We start from the raw sequence: 20,407 nt of genomic DNA, 5'->3' as shown, positions 1-20,407 counted from the left end.
CGTCGAGCGCATGGGCATCGAGATCACCGAGGCCACGGCCGAGCGGGTGGTGGGCACGATGCCCGTCGAGGGCAACATCCAGCCCTACGGACTGCTGCACGGGGGCGCCTCATGCGTGCTCGCCGAGACCCTGGGCTCGACCGGCGCGGCCATCCACGCGGGCCCCGGGCGCGGCGCCGTCGGCATCGAGATCAACGCCACCCACCACCGGTCGGCCACCTCGGGGCTGGTCACCGGCGTGGCGACCCGGATCCACGGCGGCCGGACGATCGCCACCTACGACATCGAGATCACCGACGAGCAGGGACGGCGGGTGTGCACCTCCCGCCTGACGTGCATGCTCCGCGACATCTGATCACATCTCGGATTCGATCATACTCGGACCGCTTTTTTGCCCTCCCGAAGCAACAGGTCCGCTACGTTGGGTGACGACGATGCCCGTGGGGCGGCCGAGTAGAAAACGTGCAGGGTCGGGGAAGCTCTGTACGGCGCCAAAGGCCGCCCCCGGGCTCGTCGGATCGGCGGGGCGGCCGGGATCCACCCGGCCCTCCCCGGCCCGATCCACCCGGCCCTCCCCGGCGCTTCGCCCCGGTCTCTCGGCCGCGGCCTCGTGACGCCCCTGGCGGCCCTCAGACGTCTCGCGACGCCCTCCCGACCAAAGACAGCAGGCCAGAGGTCCGCGACGGCGTACGGCGCTCTCAGCGCCTCCCAGGCCCTCTGAGGCGGCACGGCCCGCGCCGGGTGGACGCGGGCCGTGCGGCGGGTCGCTCCGGGGACCGGCCCCGCGCGGGGCGGCGCTCAGATCTCGTGGTGCGTCGGGTCGAGCACGCGGCGCAGGAAGGTCTTGGTGCGCTCGTGCTTCGGGCTGCCGATCACCTGCTCGGCGGGGCCGTCCTCGACGATCACGCCGCCGTCCATGAAGACCACCCGGTCGGCCACGTCCCGGGCGAAGGCCATCTCGTGGGTGACCACGAGCATGGTCATCCCCTCCTCGGCGAGCTTGCGCATGACCGTGAGCACGTCGCCGACGAGCTCGGGGTCGAGCGCCGAGGTGGGCTCGTCGAAGAGCATCAGCGCCGGGCTCATGGCCAGCGCGCGGGCGATGGCCACGCGCTGCTGCTGGCCGCCGGAGAGCTGGGCCGGGTAGGAGCCGGCCTTGTTGCCGACGCCGACCTTGTCCAGGTTCTCCCTGGCGATCCGCTCCGCCTCCGCCCTCCCCCGCTTGAGGACCCGCTGCTGGGCGATCATCACGTTCTGCAGCGCGGTCATGTGCGGGAACAGGTTGAACTGCTGGAAGACCATGCCGACGCGGCGGCGGGCGGCGTCGATGTCGACGTCGGGGTGGGTGAGCTCGACGCCCTCCACGATCACCTGGCCCGCCGTGGGCTGCTCCAGCAGGTTCACGCAGCGCAGCAGCGTGGACTTGCCCGAGCCGGAGGGGCCGATGACGCAGACGACCTGGCCGGTGTCGACGGAGAAGTCGATCCCCTTGAGCACCTCCAGGTGTCCGAACGACTTGTGCAGGTTGCGGATCTCGACCGCGGACTGGGCCAGCACCCGGATCACCGTCCCCTCGTCTGGCGGGCCTCGAGGCGGCGCACGACGAAGCCCAGCGGCACAGTGATGATCAGGTACGTCAGACCGGCCACCACGAAGGGCGTGGCGTCGGCGCTGTTGATCGCCGCGTCGGAGCCGAGCTTGGTGAGCTCGATCGTCGCGGCGGTGATGCCGAGCGCGGAGACCAGCGAGGAGTCCTTGAACAGCAGGATCAGCTCGTTGGTCAGCGGCGGGATCACCAGGCGCAGCGCCTGCGGGATGACGACCGACACCATCGCGCGGGAGTGCGACATGCCGAGCGACCTGGCCGCCTCCATCTGGCCGCGCGGGACGGCCTGCAGGCCGGCCCGGAAGGTCTCCGCCATGTAGGCGGCGGCGACGAGGCCGAGTCCGATGGCGACCTTGCCGTAGACGTCGCCGGGGAACTGCAGGCCCTGGAAGGCGATCGGGATGCCGAACCCGATCAGCATGAGGACCAGCAGCGCCGGCAGGCCGCGGAAGATCTCGACATAGACGAGGGCGGCCCAGCGGTACGGGGCCGCGGACGACATCCGCATCAGGGCCAGCAGCAGGCCGAGCAGGAAGCCGATCACGTACGCGCTGAGGGTGTAGATGACCGTGTTCTTCAGCGCGACCGTGAAAAGCGTGGGCAGCATCTGCCTGGCCGCGTCCACGTCCAGGAAGTGCTCCCGGATCGTGGGCCAGTCGACGGTCGCCGCGATGAGGCCGATGACGCCGATGACGATCGCGTACTGGACGCCGAGGATCACCCGGCGGCGTTTACGCGGGCTGAGCCCCCCGCCGCCGCGGGCCGCGGCTGCGGAGGGCTCGCTCTTGATGGTGGACATACGCTTTCAGATCACTTGGGAGCGGGCGTGGAAACCGGGTCCGAGCCGATCCACTTCTTGTAGGAGGCGGCCCACGAGCCGTCGCTGATGGCCTGGGCCAGGGCGTCGTTCACGGTCTTGAGCAGTTCGGGGTTCCCCCCCTTCCTGACCGCGAAACCGTACTGGTTGCCGCTGTTGATGGTCTCGCCGAGCTCGAACTGCTCGGCGATCTGCGGCTTGGTCTTCAGCCAGTCGTTGACGACCGGCAGGTCCTGCAGGACCACGTCGACCTGGCCGGACTGCAGGGCCAGGATCTGCTTGCCCGCGTCGTCGAACTCGGTCGGCGTGAAGCCCTTCTCCTTGGCCAGGTCGAGGCTGGTGGTGCCGGTCTGCACGCCCAGCTTCAGGTTCTTGGCCTTCACGTCGTCCAGGGTCTTGACCCCGGAGCCCTTCTTGGCGAAGACCGCGAGCACCTCGTCGAAGTACGGGCTGGTGAAGTCGAGGTTCGCCTTGCGCTCCTCGGTGATGGTCATACCGGCCGCGGCGATGTCGCAGGTGCCTCCGTTGAGGGCGGCGCCGCTCTTGATCACGTCGAACTTGACGTCCACGATCTCCTGGGTCACACCGAGCTTCTTGGCGGCCAGGTCGACCAGGTCGACGTCGAAGCCCACGACCTTGCCGGAGGAGGTGTCGGTGAACTGGAACGGCGCGTACGGCAGGCTGGTGCACGTCGTGAGCTTGCCGGGCTTGACCAGCTTCACACCGGGAGCGGCCGCGGGGGCGCTCGCCGAGGCACCATCGCTCGGGCTCGCCGTGGTGGACTCGCCACCTCCACAGGCCGACAGGCCGAGCGCACCGGCGACGACCACGGCGCCCACCGTGAGCGCACGACGGGAAACAAAACTCAGGCCCACAAAGGCCTCCTTAGGGTCAATGTCGCGTCTTGTATGGATACCTCAGTGCAGGTCATGCTGCATCACCTGCATAGTCACGCAGATCACCACTACGACACAATTCGGACAACAACCACGTCTGAGGCTTCCTGCTCGATACCCGCTTCCGGAAGGAAGCAGGGGTCGTGTGTTCATCGAATTCCTCCGGCGTGAAGACCCGGGCCCCGGCCCCGGGCAGGTGACGCACCGCGTCCGGTACGGTACCCGCTGTCCGCGGCACGAGGTGGACCACCGGGCCGGCGGGACCGCGCGCTCCTCCCGGCGCCGGGGCCCCGCCCCACCGCGCCCGCCGGAGCGGGCACCACGAAGCGTTGATCCCCGGAATCCCCTCGGTTACCTTGCCCGATGTGCGCAACCTCATTCTGCTCACCGGCGCCGCCCTCGCCGTCACCGCCCTGACCGGCTGCACGGGGACGGGTACGCCGGGAACGGGCGCGGCCCCGGCGACCGCGTCCCCGCCCGCCACGCCGACCCCGACGTACCCGCTCCCGGCCCGGCCGGTGCGGCCCGGGGAGATACCCGTCGGCGCCGCCCCGGTGAACGACGGCGACACCCGGTTCCACGTGATCGGCCTGCAGAAGGGCCTGGAGGGCTTCTTCGGCAGCCATGCCGAGTGGCAGGCCAAGGGCCAGTACGTGGTCGTCCGGATCGTCGTGGAGAACCCGGGCCGGACCAACTCCCGTTTCGAGGCCAAGCGGCAGCGGCTCGTCACCGCCGACGGCACGGCCTACGCCGTCGACAAGTTCGCCCAGGCCATCAAGCGCCAGCCCGACACGCTCCCGCTGGGCGCCGAGGTCAGGATCGAGATGGACCTGTGGTTCGACATCCCCCAGGAGGCGAAGGTCAGGGCGATCAGGCTGTTCGGCGATCCGCCCCTCGGGGTGGGCGGTGGCACCGACGGGGCCGAGGTCCCCCTGCCCTGACGGTCACCTCCTCACCCGGGCCCGGCCGGACGCGCTCGTCCCGCACGCCCCCGGAAAGGTTTCCCCGGCGGGCGGGAACCGGACGGGGAAAGGACGGTGCGGGCCCCGGGCGCGCGCGGCCGCCGCGCGTGGTCCGGCCGTCAGCCGGCGTCACCGCCCGCCTCGCGGGGCGGCCGAGGCTTGCCCTCCCCGCGAGGCGGCGACTACGGCGCGGTCCCCCCGCGGCCGGTCACGAGGTGACGTCCGGCGCGCCGGGCTGCGTCTCCGGGGGGGCGCCGTGCCCGCCGCCGAGGTAGGCGGCCTGCACGTCGGGGTCGTTGAGCAGCTCGTCGGCGGGCGCGCTCTTGACCACCCTCCCGGTCTCCAGGACGTACGCCCGGTGGGCGAGCTTCAACGCCTGCTGGGCGTTCTGCTCCACCAGGAGCACCGTGGTGCCGCGACGGTTGATCTCCTCGATGATGGAGAAGATCTGCTGCACCAGCAGCGGCGCCAGCCCCATCGACGGCTCGTCCAGCAGCAGCACCTTCGGCTTGGCCATCAGCGCCCGGCCGATGGCGAGCATCTGCTGCTCACCGCCGGACATCGTGCCGGCCGGCTGGTTCCTGCGCTCCGCCAGGCGGGGGAACAGCTCGTACGCCTCGGCCAGCTCGGCGCTGAAGTCGCCCGAGCGCGTGTAGGCGCCCATGAGCAGGTTGTCGTGCACCGTCATGCCGGGGAACACGCCCCGGCCCTCGGGAGCCTGCCCCAGGCCGGCGATGACGCGCAGGTGGCCGGGCATCCTGCTGATGTCCCTGCCCTCGAAGAGGACGCGCCCCGACGACAGGCCGCGCAGGCCCGAGATCGTCTTCAGGGTCGTGGTCTTGCCCGCCCCGTTCGCCCCGATGAGCGTGACGATCTCGCCATCGTTGACCTCGACCGAGACGCCCTTGAGCGCCTCGATCTTGCCGTAGTGGACGTGAATGTCGTTGACCTCAAGAAGCATCTGAGGGAGCTCCCAAATACGCCTCGACGACCCGGGGGTCGTTCCGCACCTCGTCCGGCAGGCCATCGGCGATCTTCTGGCCGAAGTCCAGCACCGCGATGCGGTCGCTGATGCCCATGATGAGGCTCATGTCGTGCTCGATGATCAGGATCGTCCGGCCGGCGTCACGGATGTCCCGGATCAGCCGCTGCAGGGCCACCTTCTCCGCCGGGTTCATACCGGCCGCGGGCTCGTCCAGCAGCAGCAGCTTCGGGTTGGTCGCCAGCGCGCGGGCGATCTCCAGGCGGCGCTGGTCGCCGTAGGGCAGGTTCTTGGCGTGGTCGTGCGCGCGGTGCGAGATGCCGACGAAGTCGAGCAGCTCCATCGCGAGCTTCCGGCCGTCCTTCTCCGCCCTGCGGTGCCAGGGCAGCCCCAGCGCGACGCTGACCATGCCGGCCCTGTGGTGCGCGTCCGCGCCCACCATGACGTTGTCGATGGCCGTCATGTTGTGGAAGAGGCGGATGTTCTGGAACGTGCGGGCGATACCGCGCTTGGTGATCTTGAAGCGCTTGACGCCGCTGATCCTCTCGCCCTGGAAGCGGACCTCGCCCTCGGTCGGCTGGTAGACGCCGGTCACCACGTTGAAGACCGTGGTCTTGCCGGCGCCGTTCGGGCCGATCAGCGCGAAGATCTCCCCCTCGTTGACGGTGAGGTTGACGTCGCGCAGGGCCGTGACGCCGCCGAACCGCATGACGAGGTCGTTCAGCTCCAGCATGGCACCGCCGATCTGCCTCGCCGGCGCCTTCGAGGCGCCCCCGGCCTCCGGGTTCACTCCGGCGCTCACTTGGAAGCCACCTCCTCGCCCCTCGACTCCGGCCCGGGGACCTCGGCTCCGAGCGTACCCATTCCGCCTGACCCCTCTTTCAGCTCCGCCTTGCGCTGGCGCGACGGCAGCAGCCCCTCCGGACGGAAGATCATCAGCGCCACGAGAACCGCACCGAAGATCAGCATGCGGTACTCCTGCAGGCCGCGGAAGCGCTCGGGCAGCCAGGCCACCACGAACGCACCCAGCATGACACCGGGCAGATTGCCCGCGCCACCCATGACCACGGCGGCCAGGATCGTCGCCGAGAGCAGGAACTGGAAGTCGTTCGGGTTGATCGAGATGACCTTCCCGGCCCACAGCACGCCCATGGCGCCGCCGATCGAGGCTCCGATGGCGAAGGCGAGCATCTTGAAGCGGAACGTCGGCACGCCCATGACCTCGGCCGCGTCCTCGTCCTCGCGGATCGCCGCCCAGGCGCGCCCGACACGGCTCTTCTCCCAGCGCTTCACCAGGATGATCACGATGACGGCCAGGGCGACCAGCAGGTAGTAGTAGGGCCGCGGGTCCAGCACGCCGTACTTGAAGATGTCGATGCCGAAGAGCTCGATACCCTCGATGCTCGGCGGGTGCGGGATGCCGCGGATACCGTTCGGGCCGCCGATCTCGTCGGTGTTCCGGGCGGTGATGCGGATGATCTCACCGAAGCCCAGCGTGACGATCGCCAGGTAGTCGCCGCGCAGCCGCAGCGTCGGCGCGCCCAGCGTGATGCCGGACAGGGCGCAGATCCCGATGCCCACCAGCATGATCAGCCAGAAGTTCCAGCCCAGCCGGGTGCCGATCAGCGCCATCGCGTAGCCGCCCACCGCGTAGAACGCGACGAAGCCCAGGTCGAGCAGGCCGGCCTGGCCGACCACCACGTTCAGGCCGATGGCCAGGAGCACGTACGTCCCGATCGGGAAGAACAGGATGCTCGCCCAGTCGGTGTAGGGCGACATGATGGGCGCCAGGCTCTCCGACGGCAGCAGCAGGGCGCCGACGATCAGGAGCACGTAGACGATCCAGCGCTGCCAGCCCGGGGTGACCGCCCAGCGGTCCCGCACGACGTCGCCGGCGTGACCGAGCCGGCGACCGATGAGGCCGAACAGATGGACGACGGGGACAAGCAGATCGCCAAGCCTCCGGCCGAGCCGGTAGGCGATCCCCTTCGGGACGCTTTCCAGGGAATTCTTCTGCTTCATGCGCGCGCCTGCTGGAGTGATTCACCGAGGATTCCGGTGGGACGGAACATCAGGACCAGGACGAGGATGGTGAAGGAGATCACGTGTTTCCAGTCGGAGCCGAAGAAGATGGCTCCGTAGTTCTCCACCAGACCCAGCACGACACCGCCGACCAGGGCACCGCGCAGGTTGCCGATGCCGCCCAGGACCGCCGCGGTGAACGCCTTGATGCCGAACAGGAACCCGATGTAGTAGTTCGTGTTCTCGTACGAGATGAGGTAGAGCGCACCCGCCACACCGGCCATGGCTCCGCCGATGAGGAACGTCATCCGGACGATGTTGTCGATGTTGACACCCATCAGAACGGCCGCCTCGGGGTTCTGCGCGGTGGCGCGAATACCCCGGCCGATCTTCGTACGGTTCACGAGGGCGTCGAGTGCGATCATCATGGCGATCGCGGCGACGATGACGAACACCTGGTCGACCCGGACGGTGTGGCCGAAGATCGAGAAGAGCTCGGTCCGCTCCATCAGCCGGGGCAGACCCATCTGGATCCGGCCCTGCTCGGGGCGGTTGAAGACCTTCGGGATCACCAGGAGGGCGAACAGCTCCTGCAGGAAGATGGAGGCGCCGATCGCCGAGATCAGGGCCGCCAGCCGGGACGCGCCGCGCCGGCGCAGCGGCCGGTACGCGATCCGCTCCAGGGCGACCGCGGTGCCCGCCGAGGCGAGCATGCCCGCCAGGATCATCGCCAGGATGATCCCGGCCAGCGCGACGCCGGTGAGCGGGGTGTTGATGCCCAGGACGAAGGGCACGAACATCGCACCGAAGGTTCCGATCATGAACACTTCGGAGTGTGCGAAGTTGATCAATCGCAGCACGCCGTACACCATGGTGTAGCCGAGCGCGATCAGGGCGTAGATCGAGCCGAAGGACAGACCGTCGATGGTCGCCGGCCAGAATTGATCACTGAAGGCTCGCCACAGCTGGGCGAGGGAGTCATTGAACACTAGGGTTTACCACTTCTAGCGGGGGTCGCCTGCACTTCCGGTAGCACACCGCCTCCGATCAGAACCTCGTGGACTCTGGTGGAAGTATGAGAAGAGCGGGAACGCATCGCGGCGTTCCCGCTCTCCGCGTGTCGACTACCTACTCTCCTCCAAGCCTCCGGCTACCCCAGCTTGGCCTCGTTGGCCTTGCCGAGCAGGCCGATGACACCGTTCTTGACCTGGTAGATGTAGATGTCCTTGGCCGCGACCTCGCCGTTGGCCTCGAACTTGACCTGCTTGGAGACACCCGCCAGGTCGACCGTGCCGATGAACTGGTTGATCTTGTCAGGCGTGGTGTTGCCCGCCTTGATCGCCTCCACGAAGACGGTCGCCGCGTCGTAACCCTCGGCCGCGTAGATCGCCGGGTCGGCGTTGAAGGCGGCCTTGTAGGAGTCGGCGAAGGACTTCACCTTGGCGTCGGTGACGTCCGGGGTGGCGATGTAGCACGGGCAGCCGACCAGGGCGCCCTCGGCGTTGGCGGCGCCGGCGCCGTCGATCAGGCCCTTGTCCAGCGAGCCGTCGCCGGACAGGAACTTGGCGTCCTTCACGCCCTTGTCGCGGAGCTGCTTGAGCAGGTTGCCGCCCGCGGCGTAGTAACCGCCGAAGAAGACCGCGTCGGGCTTGGCCGCGGCGACCTTGTTCACGACGGAGGAGAAGTCGCTCTCGGTCGGGTCGAGCGAGTCGTTCTCCAGCGTGACGCCCTTGCCCTGGAGCGTGGTCCGGACGGCGTCGGCCAGCGGCTTGCCGTACTCGGACTTGTCGTCGATGACGAAGACCTTCTTGGCGGCGAGACCCGTCGCGATGAACTCGCCGATGCCGGGGCCCTGAACACTGTCGCTCGGGAGCACGCGGTGCCAGAACTTCCAGCCGTTCTCCGACAGCTTGGCATTGGTGGCGGAGGCCGAGATGCTCGGCAGCTGCGCCTCCTCAAGCACCGGTCCCACCTGAGCGGATTCACCGGAGAAAGCAGGGCCGATCAGCCCGACGATCTTGTCGGTCTTGATCGCCTGCTGGGCCAGGGCGACGGCCTTGGAGGGGTCACCCTGGCTGTCGTACTCGACAAGCTCGATCTTCACGGCGGGGTTCGTCTTGTTGTACTCGTCGATGACGAGCTTCGCGCCGTTGCGGGGCGGGATGACAATGCCGGCGTTCGGGCCGGTCAGGTCGCCCATGAAACCAAGCTTGACCGTACCAGGAGCGGCACCAGTGGCACCGCCGTCCGCCGGAGACCCTTCGGTGCCACCGCCACCGCAGGCGGCGAGACCGAGGGTGAGCGCCACACCGGCGGCAAGCACTCCACCGAGGCGTGCAGTCTTAGGCCGCAAGGTTGCCTTCCTTTCGCCCAGTCCCTCGTCAGGACCGAGTTCACAGATGACCTCCCCTGGCGAGGTGGCCAGGGGTTGTGTCGGTTAGTACAGCTAGCGGATGTCACGGGTCGATACAGGACGACCCTCCGTTACCGCTTCGTTATTACACCGATCCTTTTCGGCTATCAGACACAAAAGCCGTGGTCACTGGCAAGGTCATGTCCATAACGGAGATCACTCCCAGTGCCCGGAAGCCCACGCCATCCCCGTGGAAACCGGCCTTCTCCGACATTTCAAAGATCTTGCGCACCGGACCGCCGGACGCCCGCGTCGCGATGGCGGCGTGGCGGAAGCGATGGGAGGTGAGGATGGTGGGGCCGGCCCGGCGGGAGCCGGCCGGACGGCCGGAGGCGCTCGGCGCGCGGCCCGGGCGGGAACCGGACGGGAGGCGGTGGCCCCAGCCGGGGGAACCGGGGCGGGTCCGGTCAGGACTCCGGGGAATCGCCCTCGGGGGCGGCGGGCGTGTCGGAGACCACGATCTGCGCCACCTGGCGCATGCTCAGCCTGCGGTCCATGGACGCCTTCTGGATCCACCGGAACGCCTGCGGCTCGCTCCACCCGTGGCGCTCCATCAGCAGCCCCTTGGCCCGCTCCACCAGCTTGCGGGTCTCCAGCCGCTCCGAGAGCGTGCCGACCTCACGCTCCAGCGCGGCGATCTCCTGGTGCCTGCTGACCGCCATCTCGATCGCGGGCACCAGGTCGGACTTGGTGAACGGCTTGACCAGGTACGCCATCGCACCGGCGTCCCTGGCGCGCTCGACCAGGTCGCGCTGGGAGAAGGCCGTCAGGATGAGGCACGGCGCGACCCGCTGCGACACGATCTGTTCGGCGGCCGAGATCCCGTCCAGGATGGGCATCTTCACATCCAGGATCACCAGGTCCGGCCGGTGCTCCATCGCCAGCTTGACCGCGGCCTCCCCGTCAGCGGCCTCCGCGACGACGGCATACCCCTCCTCCTCAAGCATCTCCTTCAGGTCGAGGCGGATCAGCGCCTCGTCTTCTGCGATCACCACTCGCCGCTGCGTACTCACGAGCAAGAGAGTACCGACGTCCGCTAGATTGGGACCACGCCGGTTCCGGTCAATGATCGTTATTGGCTATGCTGCACGGAAGAAGTCTGGGTGGATTCAGGCAAGTCCGAATCCCTGCCCCGGTACCCCAATTGGCATGAGGGAGCGGATTCAAAACCCGTACAGTGTGGGTTCGAGTCCCACCCGGGGCACACTTCGGCCGCCCGGCCGCACGGCCGGGCGGCTTTTCCGTTCTCCCGGCCACCCCGTGGCCGGGAGCCGCCGGGCCCGCGGGCCGGCGGGCCGGCGCAAGGACGCCCCGCCCGTGCGCGGAGGCAGACCCGCCGGCCTCATCACGTCCCTGACGTCCTGCCCGGCCTTCTCTCGCCGTTCCCCCGGCGGTCCGGCCGCCGCCCGCCGTACGGCCGTACCCCGTCCCGGCGAGCGCGGGCGGGCGAGTAGGTTGCCGGGAGAAGGCGGCGATCGGAAGGTGACGGTGTGACGACGGGAAACGGCCGGGGAGCACGGGAAGACGCCCTGGTGCGCCTTCCGGCGGAAGTGCGGCTGCGCGGCGACGGGGTGGTGCTGCGGGAGTGGGCGGACGACGACCTGGCCGCGATGGCCGGACTGTTCGACGATCCCGAGGTGGCGTACTGGACGCCGCTGGTCTCCCCGTTCGATCTGGAGGCCGCGCGGGCCTACCTGGAGCGGGCCAGGCGGAGCCGGGCCGCCGGGGAGCGGGTGCAACTGGCGATCACCGTGGACGGGGGCGAGCCCGCCGGTGAGGTGCTGCTGATGCTGAGCGGACCGGACCCGGACGTCGCGGAGATCGGTTACAGCGTGGGGGCCGCCCACCGGGGGCGGGGGCTGGCGAGCCGGGCCGTGCGCATGATGACGGAGTTCGCCCTCGGCACGGTCGGGGTGTCGCGGCTGCGGCTGAAGATCGAGGACGAGAACGCGGCGAGCGCCGCGGTGGCCCGCGCGACGGGGTACCGCCTGACGGACGCGCCGCCCGTGCCGGCCGAGGAGAAGGGACGGCGGCTGCTGTTGCGAACCTGGGAGTACCGGCAGGCCTGAGGCACCGCGGCCCCGGGGGCGGCCCCGGTCCGCGTACGGGGAGCGCGGGCGTGCGGAGGGCCCGTGCGCGTGCGGGGCACCGGGGCCGGTGACGGGGCCACCCCGGCGGGGCCCGCGCGTATGGGGACACCTCGTGCACCGCCAAGCTGCGGCCGCCGAAACCCGCGGGGCCCGTGCGCGTGTGGGGGCACCGCCGCGGCGGTGCCCCCACACGGCCGGGACCGGTCAGGCGGGGTGGGCGACCGCCGCGCCGATGGTGTGGACGCGGAGCGCGTTGGTGGAGCCGGCCGTGCCGGGGGGCGAGCCGGCGACGATGACGACCTTGTCGCCCTTCTCCAGCCGGGCGTTGGACAGCAGCGAGGCCTCGACCTGGCGCACCATGTCGTCGGTGTGGTGCACGAACGGCACCTCGAAGGTCTCCACGCCCCAGGTCAGCGCGAGCTGGTTGCGGACGTGCGGGGCGGAGGTGAAGGCCAGCAGCGGGATCGGCGAACGGTAGCGGGCCAGGCGGCGCGCCGTCTCGCCGGACATGGTGAACGCCACCAGGGCCTTGGCGCCGACGATGGCGCCGACCTCGGCCGCGGCGCGGGCGATGGCGCCGCCGGTGGTCTCCGGAAGCCGGTCGAGGCTGTGGGTGGCCTCCAGCGAGGCCTTCTCCGCCGCCCGGGCGATGCGGCTCATGGTCTCGACGGCCTCGATCGGGTAGTTGCCGACCGAGGTCTCGCCGGAGAGCATGATCGCGTCGGTGCCGTCCGCGACCGAGTAGGCGACGTCGGAAGCCTCGGCCCGGGTGGGCCGCGGGGCCGTGATCATCGATTCGAGCATCTGGGTGGCGACGATGACGGGGCGGGCCTTCTCGCGGCAGAGCTCGATGGCGCGCTTCTGCACGATGGGCACCTCCTCCAGGGGCAGCTCGACGCCGAGGTCGCCGCGGGCGACCATGATGCCGTCGAAGGCCTCGATGATCTCGGGGAGCCGCTCCACGGCCTGCGGCTTCTCGATCTTGGCCAGCAACGGGAGGCGGATGCCCTCCTGCTCCATGATGTTGCGCACCACGTCGGCGTCGGAGGGGCGCCGGACGAAGGAGAGCGCGACCAGGTCGAAGCCGGTGCGCAGCGCCCAGCGCAGGTCGGTCTCGTCCTTGTCGGTCAGGACCGGGGCGCTGACGTTCACGCCGGGCAGGTTGAGGCCCTTGTTGTCGGAGATCATGCCGCCGATGATCACGCGGGTGGTGACGCGCGGGCCGTCGATCCGGGTGACCTCCAGGCGGACCCGGCCGTCGTCGACCAGGATGCTGTCTCCCGGGCGGACGTCCTTGGGCAGGCCCTGGTAGGTCGTGGAGACCTGCTCGCGGTCGCCGGCGACCTCCTCCGTGGTGATCGTGAAGACGTCCCCGAAACCGAGCCGGACGGGCCCCTCCTCGAACTTGCCGACACGGATCTTGGGCCCCTGGAGGTCGGCCAGCACGCCCACGCCACGTCCGAGCTCGTCGGCAGCCTCCCTCACCCTGTCGTAGACCTCTTTGTGCAGCTCGTGGCTGCCGTGGCTGAGGTTGAAACGGGCCACGTCCATCCCTGCCGCGATCAGTTCGCGGATGCGTTCGGGAGAGGAGGTGGCGGGGCCGAGAGTGCAAACGATTTTCGCGCGACGAGTCACGGATCCCACCCTAATTGGTACAGACCACTTGGTCGTGACGTTGCCCGGAGCGCCGAGGAAAAATTCGGTGACATAACGCTACCCCCGGTGCACCGGGTGCGGCGAACCGGCCCTCGAACGCCGGCGGACCAGGCGGAGGTAGCCGGCCCAGGAGATGAACACGAGGAGCATGACGGCGAGGCGGGCCTGGGCGGTGTACTCCCCGGGGTAGACGACGCCCTCGATGTAGTGGTCGATGAAGCCGCCGGGTTGCAGCCCCTGCTGCCCCGCGTTGCGCCTGCCCCAGTCCTCGACGACGGTCAGCGGGCACTCCACGCCGGTCGCCAGGGACAGCACACCCCACGCCGCCACGGCCAGATGCGCCCAGATCAGCCGCGGCCACCGCCAGGCGAGGAACCCGCCGACGGCCATGAACGCCAGGAAGAGGAAATGCACCGCCATCGCGGCTTCCCCGATGAGGCGATAGCCCATGATCCGACGGTAGATCCCCGCCGCGTTCCCGGCCACCCGTCCACGCGGGGACGATCCGGTCTCCCCCGGCCACGGACCCCGCCGCGCCCGCCCCGGCCTCTCCCCGCCGGGGGCGGCCGGGCACCGCGGGAGCGCGGGCCCCGCCGCCCTCACGGATCCGCCGCGCCCGGCCCGGGACGGCGATCCGGCGGGACTCGGCGATCGGCGGGAGTCAGTCGCCGGTGAGCTCCTCCAGGACCAGCCCGGTGCCGATGCCCAGCAGCCAGACGTCCTTGACGATGCCGATGCCCTGCTGGGACGGGCGCAGGCTGCCCTCCTCCCGCATGCCGGGCGTCTTGAGGTAGAGGCCGATCAGGCCGCCGGCGAAGGCGGTCAGCGCGGCACCCGCCACCAGCGAGGGCACCGCCGGGATCAGCAGCGCCGTGCCGAGGGCGATCTCCACCTTGGACAGCAGCCTGACGAACTCCTGGGCGTCCTTGTCCTTCAGGAACGGGTAGGTACCCGCGGCCATCCCGTGCAGTCCGGCGGCGGTCTCCGCATCGGCGGATCTCTTGGTCAGTCCCGAGTTCAGAATGACCACACCGGCCGCGACGCGGGGCGGCAGCTGGTGCAGACGGGTCAGCATCCTCATGGTTCCTCACAACGTGCCTCGGCAGACGGCGACCGTACTCGTGAGCGGTCCTTCCCCTCGTTCCCGCCTCCCATCCGGCTCTTGATCCGTTCTTGAACCTGCACGGCGCCCGGCTTGTGCGGCGTCCCGTGGCCGGGCGGCGTTCTCATCGGATCTTCATGGAGCGCCAAGAGGGTGTTGAGGAGCTCTCCGGAGGGTGTCGTTCGTGGATGTGCACAGGGAACCGCGGTGGTCGAGGTGGGCGCTGGTGGCGGCGTGCGTGCTCGGCGGGGTGCTGTACGGCTGGGCGCTGGACTCGGTCGGGTACGGCAACTCGTACTACGCCGCGGCGGCCCGCTCGATGAGCCGGAGTTGGTCGAACTTCTTCTTCGGCGCCTTCGATCCGCTGGGCGTCTCGACGGTGGACAAGCCGCCGGGCGCGCTGTGGGTGCAGGCGCTGTCGGTGCGGCTGTTCGGCTACCACGGCTGGGCGCTGATCCTGCCGCAGGCGGTGGAGGGGGTGCTGGCCATCGCGGTGCTGCACCGGGCGGTGCTGCGCTGGGCGGGTCCCGCCGCGGCCTCGATCGCGGCCCTGGTGCTGGCGCTGACGCCGATCACCGTGGCGGTGAACCGCAACGACAACCCGGACACGCTGCTGGTGCTGCTGCTGGTGTGCGCGGCCTACGCGGTGACGCGGGCCGCCGTCGGGGACGCCTGGGCGGATCCGGTCCCGGGTGGGCACGCGGCGGGCGCGGGGACGTCGAGCGGCCCGGTGCCCGGCGGGCGGGACCGGTCCCGGGGGTGGCTGGTGGCGGCCGGGGCGCTGGTGGGGGCGGCGTTCACCACGAAGATGCTGCAGGCCTGGGTGGTGGCGCCCGCCCTGTTCGGGGCCTGTCTCGCGGCCGGGCCGTCGCTGCGGCGGCTCGGGCACGCGGTCGCGGCGGGCGCGGCGACGCTGGTGACGTCGTCGGCGTGGGTGCTGGCGGTCGACCTGTGGCCCGGCGACAAGCCCTACATCGGGGGCAGCCGGGACGGCAGCGCCTGGGACCTGCTGATCGGCTACAACGGCCTGGGCCGGGTGCTGGGCACCCGGGACGGGGCGGGGACGGGCCTGGGCAACGCGGGGCCGAGCATGGGCGGCGATCCGGGCTGGGACCGGCTCTTCAACGACCAGGTGGCCGGGCAGATCAGCTGGTTGCTCCCGTTCTGCGCGGTGGCCCTGGTCGCGGCCGCGGTGATGACCGCCACCCGGGGACGGCTGACCGGTCCCGGCGAGGAGGGGAGGCGGTACGGCGCCGCGGCGGCCGGAGCCGCCCGGTCGGGGTGGGTGCTGTGGGGCGGCTGGCTGGTGCTGTGCTGGGCGGTCTTCAGCTTCGCCGAGGGGATCTTCCACCCGTACTACACGACGCAGCTGGGCCCGGCCGTGGCGGCGCTGAGCGGGGCGGGGGCGGTGACCATGTGGCGGCTGTACCTGCGCCCGCTGGGGACGGCGTGGGCGCTGCTTCCGGCGGCGGTGGGCGTGACCGCGCTGTGGGCCTTCGTGCTCGTCCGGCGGACGCCCGACTGGGCCGCCTGGCCGGCCCCGGCGGTGGGGGTGACCGGGGCGCTGGGGGTGGCCGGGCTGCTCGCGGGACGCTTCCTGCTGCGCGCGTCCCGCCGCGGCGCCCTGCGGGTCTCGACGGTCGCGGCGGTGCTGGCCGCCGTGTCGGTGCTGACCGCTCCGGCGGCCTGGTCGGCGGCCGAGCCCCTCGACGGGCCGGGCTCCACCGGTGGGGTCAACCCGACCGCGGGCCCCGAGACGGGCTTCGGCGGCGGCGCGGGCCCGGGACGGGGCGGGGGCCTGCCCGGCCGCGACCGGGACGGGGCCGGCTGGGCAGGCCGGGACCCCGGCGCGGCCGGGCAGAACGGCACGGGCACGGACGGCGCCCGCTCCGGCACGACGGGTCCGCGCGGAACCGGACAGAACGGGACAGGTTCCAGCGGAAGCGTCCAGAATCGCACGGATTCCAGCGGGACCGGGCAGGACGGCGCGGACGCCGGCGGAACCGGCCGTGCGGGGCCGCGGGACGGCGGAGGGGCGTTCCCGCCCCCGGGGCGCCGGGGCGGGGCCGGGGACGGGCTGTCGACCTGGGGGGTGGCCACCGGTACGCTCACCGGCGCGCAGCGGAGCGTGCTGGAGTACGCCACGGCCCACCGGGAGGACGCCCGGATCCTGCTGGCCACCCTGTCCGCGACCGGCGCCGCGCCGTACATCGTCGCGACGGGCGAGGATGTGATCGCGATGGGCGGCTACAACGCCACCGACCAGGCCGTGGACCTGCCGGAGCTCCGGCGCCTGGTGGCGGCGGGCGAGCTGCGGTTCGTCCAGCTCTCCGGCTTCACCGGCCAGGGCGCCGACGCCGACCCCCGCCTGGCCTGGATCGGGGAGAACTGCGCCGCGGTGGAGCTCGACGGGGTCTCCGACCTCTACCGCTGCGGCGGGTGAGGCCCGGCCGACGGGAGAGGTCGGCGGCCGGGATGGCGGCGGGGGTGGCGGCGGGACCCGGTCAGCGGGTGACGGTGGCGGCCTTGGCGGCGTCGACGATGCCGTGGCCGTAGAAGCCGTTGCGCGACTTCGCCCCCTCGCACTTGTGCGATTCCTTCGCCAGCAGTTCGATGTCGTAGGTGTACTTGCGCGGCGAGGGGCAGGCCTTCCGCTCGGCGGTGGAGTAGAGCAGGCGCTGGACGTCCGCGGGCCGCATGGTGAGGCCGCCCTTGCCGGGCTTGCCGAAGCGGCTGATCAGGATGGCGGCGACGCCCGTGGCGTGCGGGGCGGCCATGGAGGTGCCGACGAGGTACTGGTAGTAGGCGCAGGTGCCGTTGCTGCAGTCCCGGATGACCGACTCGCTCCTCGGCGTGCCGTCCTGGGTGAGAAGCCCCTTGGCGCGGAGCACGTGCTGGGGGGCGGCGGCCAGGATGCCCTTGGTGGCGTCGTACTCCTTGCCCCCGTCGAACTCGTCCCCGCCGGGGGCCGACAGGTCGGTCTGCTCGATGCCGTAGTCGGAGTAGTACGCCTTGCGCTTGGTCGGGCCGACGGCCGAGACCGAGATGACGCCCTTGCCCTCGGTCGGCATGCTGAGGCAGGAGTTGTCGACCTTGCGGGTGCGCTCGGTCTCCTTGGGGTAGTCGGGGCTGTTGGTGTCCTTCTTCGGCTTGCCGAGGTCGGTGGCGTTGTTGCCGATGGCACCGATGAGGGTGACACCGCGCTTGCGGGCGTAGTCGAGGGCGCGCTGCATGCCGGTGATGACGCCGCGCTGCTCCAGTTGCTCGGCCTTGGAGTCGGCCGGGTTGGCCTTGCAGTTGAACAGCCACGGGTCGACGTAGAAGCTCATGTTGACCACGTCGATGCCGGCGTCGGCGGCGTAGGTGAGCGCGTCCATGCTCGGCTTGAGGAAGAACAGGCCGGAGTCCTGGCCGGCGCGCAGGTTGACCAGGGAGACCTGGGGGGCGACACCGGCCATGCCCAGCCCGTTGATCGGGGAGGCGATGGTGCTGGCCACGTGGGTGCCGTGGCCGTCGTCGTCCCAGTCGGCCGGGTCCTTGCAGTCCTTGAACTCGCAGGGGCCGTCGAGGAGCTTGCCGTTGGGGTCCTTGGGCCGGTCGACGACGAAGTTGCGGCTCAGCTCGCGGTTGAAGTTGGGCGCGATGTCGGGGTGCTTGCCGTCCACGCCGGTGTCGATGACGCCGACGAGCACCTTCCTGTCCCCGGGCGCGGTGGCGTAGGAGCCGTCGGCGGTGGCGCCGATCATCTTCATGTCCCACTGCCGGTCTGCCAGCGGCTCGTCGGCGACGACGGTGACCGTCCGGATGTCGGAGGCGCGGTCCCGGGAAGGCGAGGCGGCGGGCCGGGCGGGGGCGGCGGCGCGGACCGAGGTGGCCCGGCCGATCCGGCGGTCGGAGGACACGCCCTCGACGGCGTCGCTGCCCGCCAGGCTCTCCAGGAAGCGGGAGCCGGGGCCGCGGGCGACGACGTAGCCGAGCCTGGGCTCGGCGGACAGGACGGTGCCGCCGCTCGCGCCGATCGCGGTGAGGGCCCGGTCCCGGGCGCCGTCGGCGTAGAAGACGAGGTACTCGCGGGTCTGGTCGGCGAGGGCCGCGGCTCCGCCACTCAGCGCCCCCGCCGTGAGGGTCGCCGCCAGAGCCAGCACCGTCGCCCCGCCTGTCAGGCGCTTGATCCCGCGGTTCATCGACCCTCCATGCCGTATCTGATCACGAACAAGCATCCTTCAGCGATGCACGTGACAAAGCAACTTGAACGCCGCCTATCCGCATTTTTACGTTTACTGGCGGACGAAACAGGCCGTTCCTGGAGGATACCCAGGAACGGCCTGTGACGTGCTCAGCCGGGCGACCCGGCGATCAGCGCGGTCTTCGGACCCCTCAGACCAGCGGCCGGGCGGTCGGCGGGATCGCGACCGGCAGGGCCGTCTGGCCCGTGAGGTAGCGGTCGACCGCGGCGGCGGCCGACCGGCCCTCGGCGATCGCCCAGACGATCAGCGACTGGCCGCGGCCCATGTCACCGGCGACGAAGACGCCCTCCACCGACGACATGTAACCCTTGTCCCTGGCGACGTTGCCCCGGGCGTCGAAGAACCCGTCCCCGGCGGCCTCGGCGAGGTCCTCCAGCAGGCCCTTCTTCTCCGGCCCGACGAAGCCCATCGACAGCGTGACCAGCTCGGCCGGGATCTCCCGCTCGGTGCCGGGCACCGGCTTGAACCCGGTCTGCGGGCCCTCCACCTCGACCAGGCGCAGCGCCCGGACGTTGCCGTCGGCGTCGCCGACGAACTCGGTGGTGGAGACCGCGTAGACCCGGTCGCCGCCGCCGTCGGCCAGTTCCTCGTGGGCGCTCTCCATCTTGAACAGGATGGGGAACGTGGGCCACGGCTGGCTGCCGGGACGGGCCGCCGGAGGCCGGGGCATGATCTCCAGCTGGGTGACCGACGCGGCCCCCTGCCGGATCGCGGTGCCGATGCAGTCCGCACCGGTGTCGCCGCCGCCGATCACGACGACGTGCTTGCCCTCGGCGCTGATCGGCGAGACCGGGAAGTCGCCCTCCTGGACCTTGTTGGCCGGCGGCAGGTACTCCATCGCCTGGTAGATGCCCTTGAGGTTCCGCCCGGCCACGGGCAGGTCCCGCCACTGGGTGGCGCCGCCGGCCAGGACCACCGCGTCGAACTCCTCGCGGAGCTGCGCGGCGGTGATGTCGACGCCGACGTTGACGCCGGTGCGGAACTCGGTGCCCTCGGCCCGCATCTGGTCCAGCCGGCGGTCGATGTGCCGCTTCTCCATCTTGAACTCGGGGATGCCGTAGCGCAGCAGGCCGCCGATCCGGTCGGCGCGCTCGAACACCACCACATCGTGCCCCGCCCGGGTGAGCTGCTGGGCGGCGGCCAGGCCCGCGGGGCCCGAGCCGACGACCGCGACCCGCTTACCGGTCTTGGACGCCGGCGGCTGCGGGGTGACCCAGCCCTCCGCGAAGGCGCGGTCGATGATCTCCACCTCGACCCGCTTGATCGCGACCGGGTCGGAGTTGATCCCGAGCACGCACGCCGCCTCACAGGGAGCCGGGCACAGCCGGCCGGTGAACTCCGGGAAGTTGTTGGTGGCGTGCAGGCGCTCGATGGCCTCCCGCCAGTCGTCCCGGTAGACCAGGTCGTTCCACTCGGGGATCAGGTTGCCCAGCGGGCAGCCGTTGTGACAGAAGGGGATGCCGCAGTCCATGCACCGGGCGGCCTGCTTGGTCAGCGCGGGCCGGGGGAAGTCCTCGTAGACCTCCTTCCAGTCCCGGATGCGCACGTCCACCGGGCGGCGCGCCGGCAGCTCGCGCCCGTGCGTGAGGAAACCCTTGGGGTCTGCCATCGGTC

General features: G+C 70.9%; 18 protein-coding genes and 1 tRNA gene. 5 read left to right on the top strand and 14 right to left on the bottom strand.

The window, feature by feature from the left end; translation table 11 throughout:
- The first annotated feature begins 10 nt into the window (after nt 1–10).
- The gene (locus ABD841_RS02165) at nt 11–355 is read left to right on the top strand and encodes a PaaI family thioesterase (protein ID WP_344967476.1); all 345 of its coding nucleotides are present in this window, start codon (nt 11–13) and stop codon (nt 353–355) included.
- Between the two features lie 443 nt (nt 356–798).
- Here the strand turns inward: ABD841_RS02165 and ABD841_RS02160 are convergent, their stop codons facing one another.
- The 3 genes from ABD841_RS02160 to ABD841_RS02150 are packed head-to-tail and all read right to left on the bottom strand — an operon-like array spanning nt 799 to nt 3,298.
- Nucleotides 799–1,563, bottom strand: a complete 765-nt coding sequence (locus ABD841_RS02160; protein WP_425581937.1) for an amino acid ABC transporter ATP-binding protein — start codon at nt 1,561–1,563, stop codon at nt 799–801.
- Nucleotides 1,563–2,405, bottom strand: a complete 843-nt coding sequence (locus tag ABD841_RS02155; RefSeq protein ID WP_344967221.1) for an amino acid ABC transporter permease — start codon at nt 2,403–2,405, stop codon at nt 1,563–1,565. The genes ABD841_RS02160 and ABD841_RS02155 overlap by 1 nt, the downstream gene beginning before the upstream one ends.
- A gap of 11 nt (nt 2,406–2,416) precedes the next feature.
- Nucleotides 2,417–3,298, bottom strand: a complete 882-nt coding sequence (locus tag ABD841_RS02150) for a transporter substrate-binding domain-containing protein (RefSeq protein WP_344967219.1) — start codon at nt 3,296–3,298, stop codon at nt 2,417–2,419.
- Nucleotides 3,299–3,684: 386 nt separating this feature from the next.
- Here ABD841_RS02150 and ABD841_RS02145 point away from each other — a divergent pair, with 386 nt between their 5' ends.
- Entirely contained in the window at nt 3,685–4,260 is a 576-nt protein-coding gene (locus ABD841_RS02145; RefSeq protein WP_344967217.1) for a DUF4352 domain-containing protein, read from the top strand.
- 229 nt (nt 4,261–4,489) lie between these two features.
- Here the strand turns inward: ABD841_RS02145 and ABD841_RS02140 are convergent, their stop codons facing one another.
- The 6 genes from ABD841_RS02140 to ABD841_RS02115 form a co-directional block, all read right to left on the bottom strand.
- Nucleotides 4,490–5,242: an ABC transporter ATP-binding protein gene (locus ABD841_RS02140; protein ID WP_344967215.1), complete on the bottom strand. Its 753-nt coding sequence runs from the start codon at nt 5,240–5,242 to the stop codon at nt 4,490–4,492.
- Nucleotides 5,232–6,065 carry an ABC transporter ATP-binding protein gene (locus ABD841_RS02135; RefSeq protein WP_425581934.1) on the bottom strand — a complete coding sequence of 278 codons (834 nt, stop codon included), beginning with the start codon at nt 6,063–6,065 and terminating at the stop codon, nt 5,232–5,234. Before ABD841_RS02135 ends, ABD841_RS02140 begins: the two co-directional genes overlap by 11 nt.
- Nucleotides 6,062–7,285, bottom strand: a complete 1,224-nt coding sequence (locus ABD841_RS02130) for a branched-chain amino acid ABC transporter permease (RefSeq protein ID WP_344967213.1) — start codon at nt 7,283–7,285, stop codon at nt 6,062–6,064. Before ABD841_RS02130 ends, ABD841_RS02135 begins: the two co-directional genes overlap by 4 nt.
- Nucleotides 7,282–8,274 (bottom strand): branched-chain amino acid ABC transporter permease, encoded by a 993-nt coding sequence (locus ABD841_RS02125; protein WP_425581933.1) that lies wholly within the window; start codon nt 8,272–8,274, stop codon nt 7,282–7,284. The genes ABD841_RS02130 and ABD841_RS02125 overlap by 4 nt, the downstream gene beginning before the upstream one ends.
- Before the next feature lie 161 nt (nt 8,275–8,435).
- Complete coding sequence (locus ABD841_RS02120; RefSeq protein WP_344967470.1) at nt 8,436–9,593, bottom strand: branched-chain amino acid ABC transporter substrate-binding protein; 1,158 nt, start codon at nt 9,591–9,593, stop codon at nt 8,436–8,438.
- 512 nt (nt 9,594–10,105) lie between these two features.
- Complete coding sequence (locus tag ABD841_RS02115) at nt 10,106–10,693, bottom strand: ANTAR domain-containing response regulator (RefSeq protein ID WP_344967211.1); 588 nt, start codon at nt 10,691–10,693, stop codon at nt 10,106–10,108.
- Between the two features lie 134 nt (nt 10,694–10,827).
- Between ABD841_RS02115 and ABD841_RS02110 the strand changes: the two genes are divergently transcribed.
- A tRNA-Leu gene (locus ABD841_RS02110) sits at nt 10,828–10,902 on the top strand.
- Nucleotides 10,903–11,188: 286 nt separating this feature from the next.
- The gene (locus ABD841_RS02105) at nt 11,189–11,767 is read left to right on the top strand and encodes a GNAT family N-acetyltransferase (RefSeq protein ID WP_344967209.1); all 579 of its coding nucleotides are present in this window, start codon (nt 11,189–11,191) and stop codon (nt 11,765–11,767) included.
- 225 nt (nt 11,768–11,992) lie between these two features.
- Here ABD841_RS02105 and pyk read toward each other — a convergent pair whose 3' ends face one another.
- The 3 genes from pyk to ABD841_RS02090 all read right to left on the bottom strand — a co-directional run bounded on the left by pyk (nt 11,993) and on the right by ABD841_RS02090 (nt 14,525).
- Entirely contained in the window at nt 11,993–13,423 is a 1,431-nt protein-coding gene (gene pyk / locus ABD841_RS02100; RefSeq protein WP_344967207.1) for a pyruvate kinase, read from the bottom strand.
- Nucleotides 13,424–13,501: 78 nt separating this feature from the next.
- Nucleotides 13,502–13,894: a DUF2784 domain-containing protein gene (locus ABD841_RS02095; RefSeq protein ID WP_344967205.1), complete on the bottom strand. Its 393-nt coding sequence runs from the start codon at nt 13,892–13,894 to the stop codon at nt 13,502–13,504.
- Nucleotides 13,895–14,105: 211 nt separating this feature from the next.
- Nucleotides 14,106–14,525, bottom strand: a complete 420-nt coding sequence (locus ABD841_RS02090) for a hypothetical protein (RefSeq protein WP_344967203.1) — start codon at nt 14,523–14,525, stop codon at nt 14,106–14,108.
- 196 nt (nt 14,526–14,721) lie between these two features.
- Here ABD841_RS02090 and ABD841_RS02085 point away from each other — a divergent pair, with 196 nt between their 5' ends.
- Nucleotides 14,722–16,989 (top strand): ArnT family glycosyltransferase, encoded by a 2,268-nt coding sequence (locus ABD841_RS02085; protein ID WP_344967201.1) that lies wholly within the window; start codon nt 14,722–14,724, stop codon nt 16,987–16,989.
- Nucleotides 16,990–17,050: 61 nt separating this feature from the next.
- Here the strand turns inward: ABD841_RS02085 and ABD841_RS02080 are convergent, their stop codons facing one another.
- Nucleotides 17,051–18,730 (bottom strand): S8 family peptidase, encoded by a 1,680-nt coding sequence (locus ABD841_RS02080; RefSeq protein ID WP_344967199.1) that lies wholly within the window; start codon nt 18,728–18,730, stop codon nt 17,051–17,053.
- Nucleotides 18,731–18,923: 193 nt separating this feature from the next.
- Nucleotides 18,924–20,402, bottom strand: coding sequence for a glutamate synthase subunit beta (locus tag ABD841_RS02075; RefSeq protein WP_344967197.1), 1,479 nt, complete (start codon nt 20,400–20,402; stop codon nt 18,924–18,926).
- Nucleotides 20,403–20,407: the final 5 nt, after the last annotated feature.

It is taken from the genome of Streptosporangium fragile (assembly GCF_039534445.1).
In the GTDB taxonomy this organism is placed as follows: Bacteria; Actinomycetota; Actinomycetes; order Streptosporangiales; family Streptosporangiaceae; genus Streptosporangium; species Streptosporangium fragile.
This window is presented reverse-complemented; position numbering and strand designations above follow the sequence as displayed.

What these genes read in the sequence shown, in the direction of transcription:
- ABD841_RS02165 (WP_344967476.1), top strand. Translation starts at nt 11, where the DNA reads ATGGGCATCGAGATCACCGAGGCCACGGCCGAGCGGGTGGTGGGCACG.
- ABD841_RS02155 (WP_344967221.1), bottom strand. Translation starts at nt 2,405, where the DNA reads ATGTCCACCATCAAGAGCGAGCCCTCCGCAGCCGCGGCCCGCGGCGGC.
- ABD841_RS02140 (WP_344967215.1), bottom strand. Translation starts at nt 5,242, where the DNA reads ATGCTTCTTGAGGTCAACGACATTCACGTCCACTACGGCAAGATCGAG.
- ABD841_RS02130 (WP_344967213.1), bottom strand. Translation starts at nt 7,285, where the DNA reads ATGAAGCAGAAGAATTCCCTGGAAAGCGTCCCGAAGGGGATCGCCTAC.
- ABD841_RS02095 (WP_344967205.1), bottom strand. Translation starts at nt 13,894, where the DNA reads ATGGGCTATCGCCTCATCGGGGAAGCCGCGATGGCGGTGCATTTCCTC.
- ABD841_RS02090 (WP_344967203.1), bottom strand. Translation starts at nt 14,525, where the DNA reads ATGAGGATGCTGACCCGTCTGCACCAGCTGCCGCCCCGCGTCGCGGCC.
- ABD841_RS02080 (WP_344967199.1), bottom strand. Translation starts at nt 18,730, where the DNA reads ATGAACCGCGGGATCAAGCGCCTGACAGGCGGGGCGACGGTGCTGGCT.
- ABD841_RS02075 (WP_344967197.1), bottom strand. Translation starts at nt 20,402, where the DNA reads ATGGCAGACCCCAAGGGTTTCCTCACGCACGGGCGCGAGCTGCCGGCG.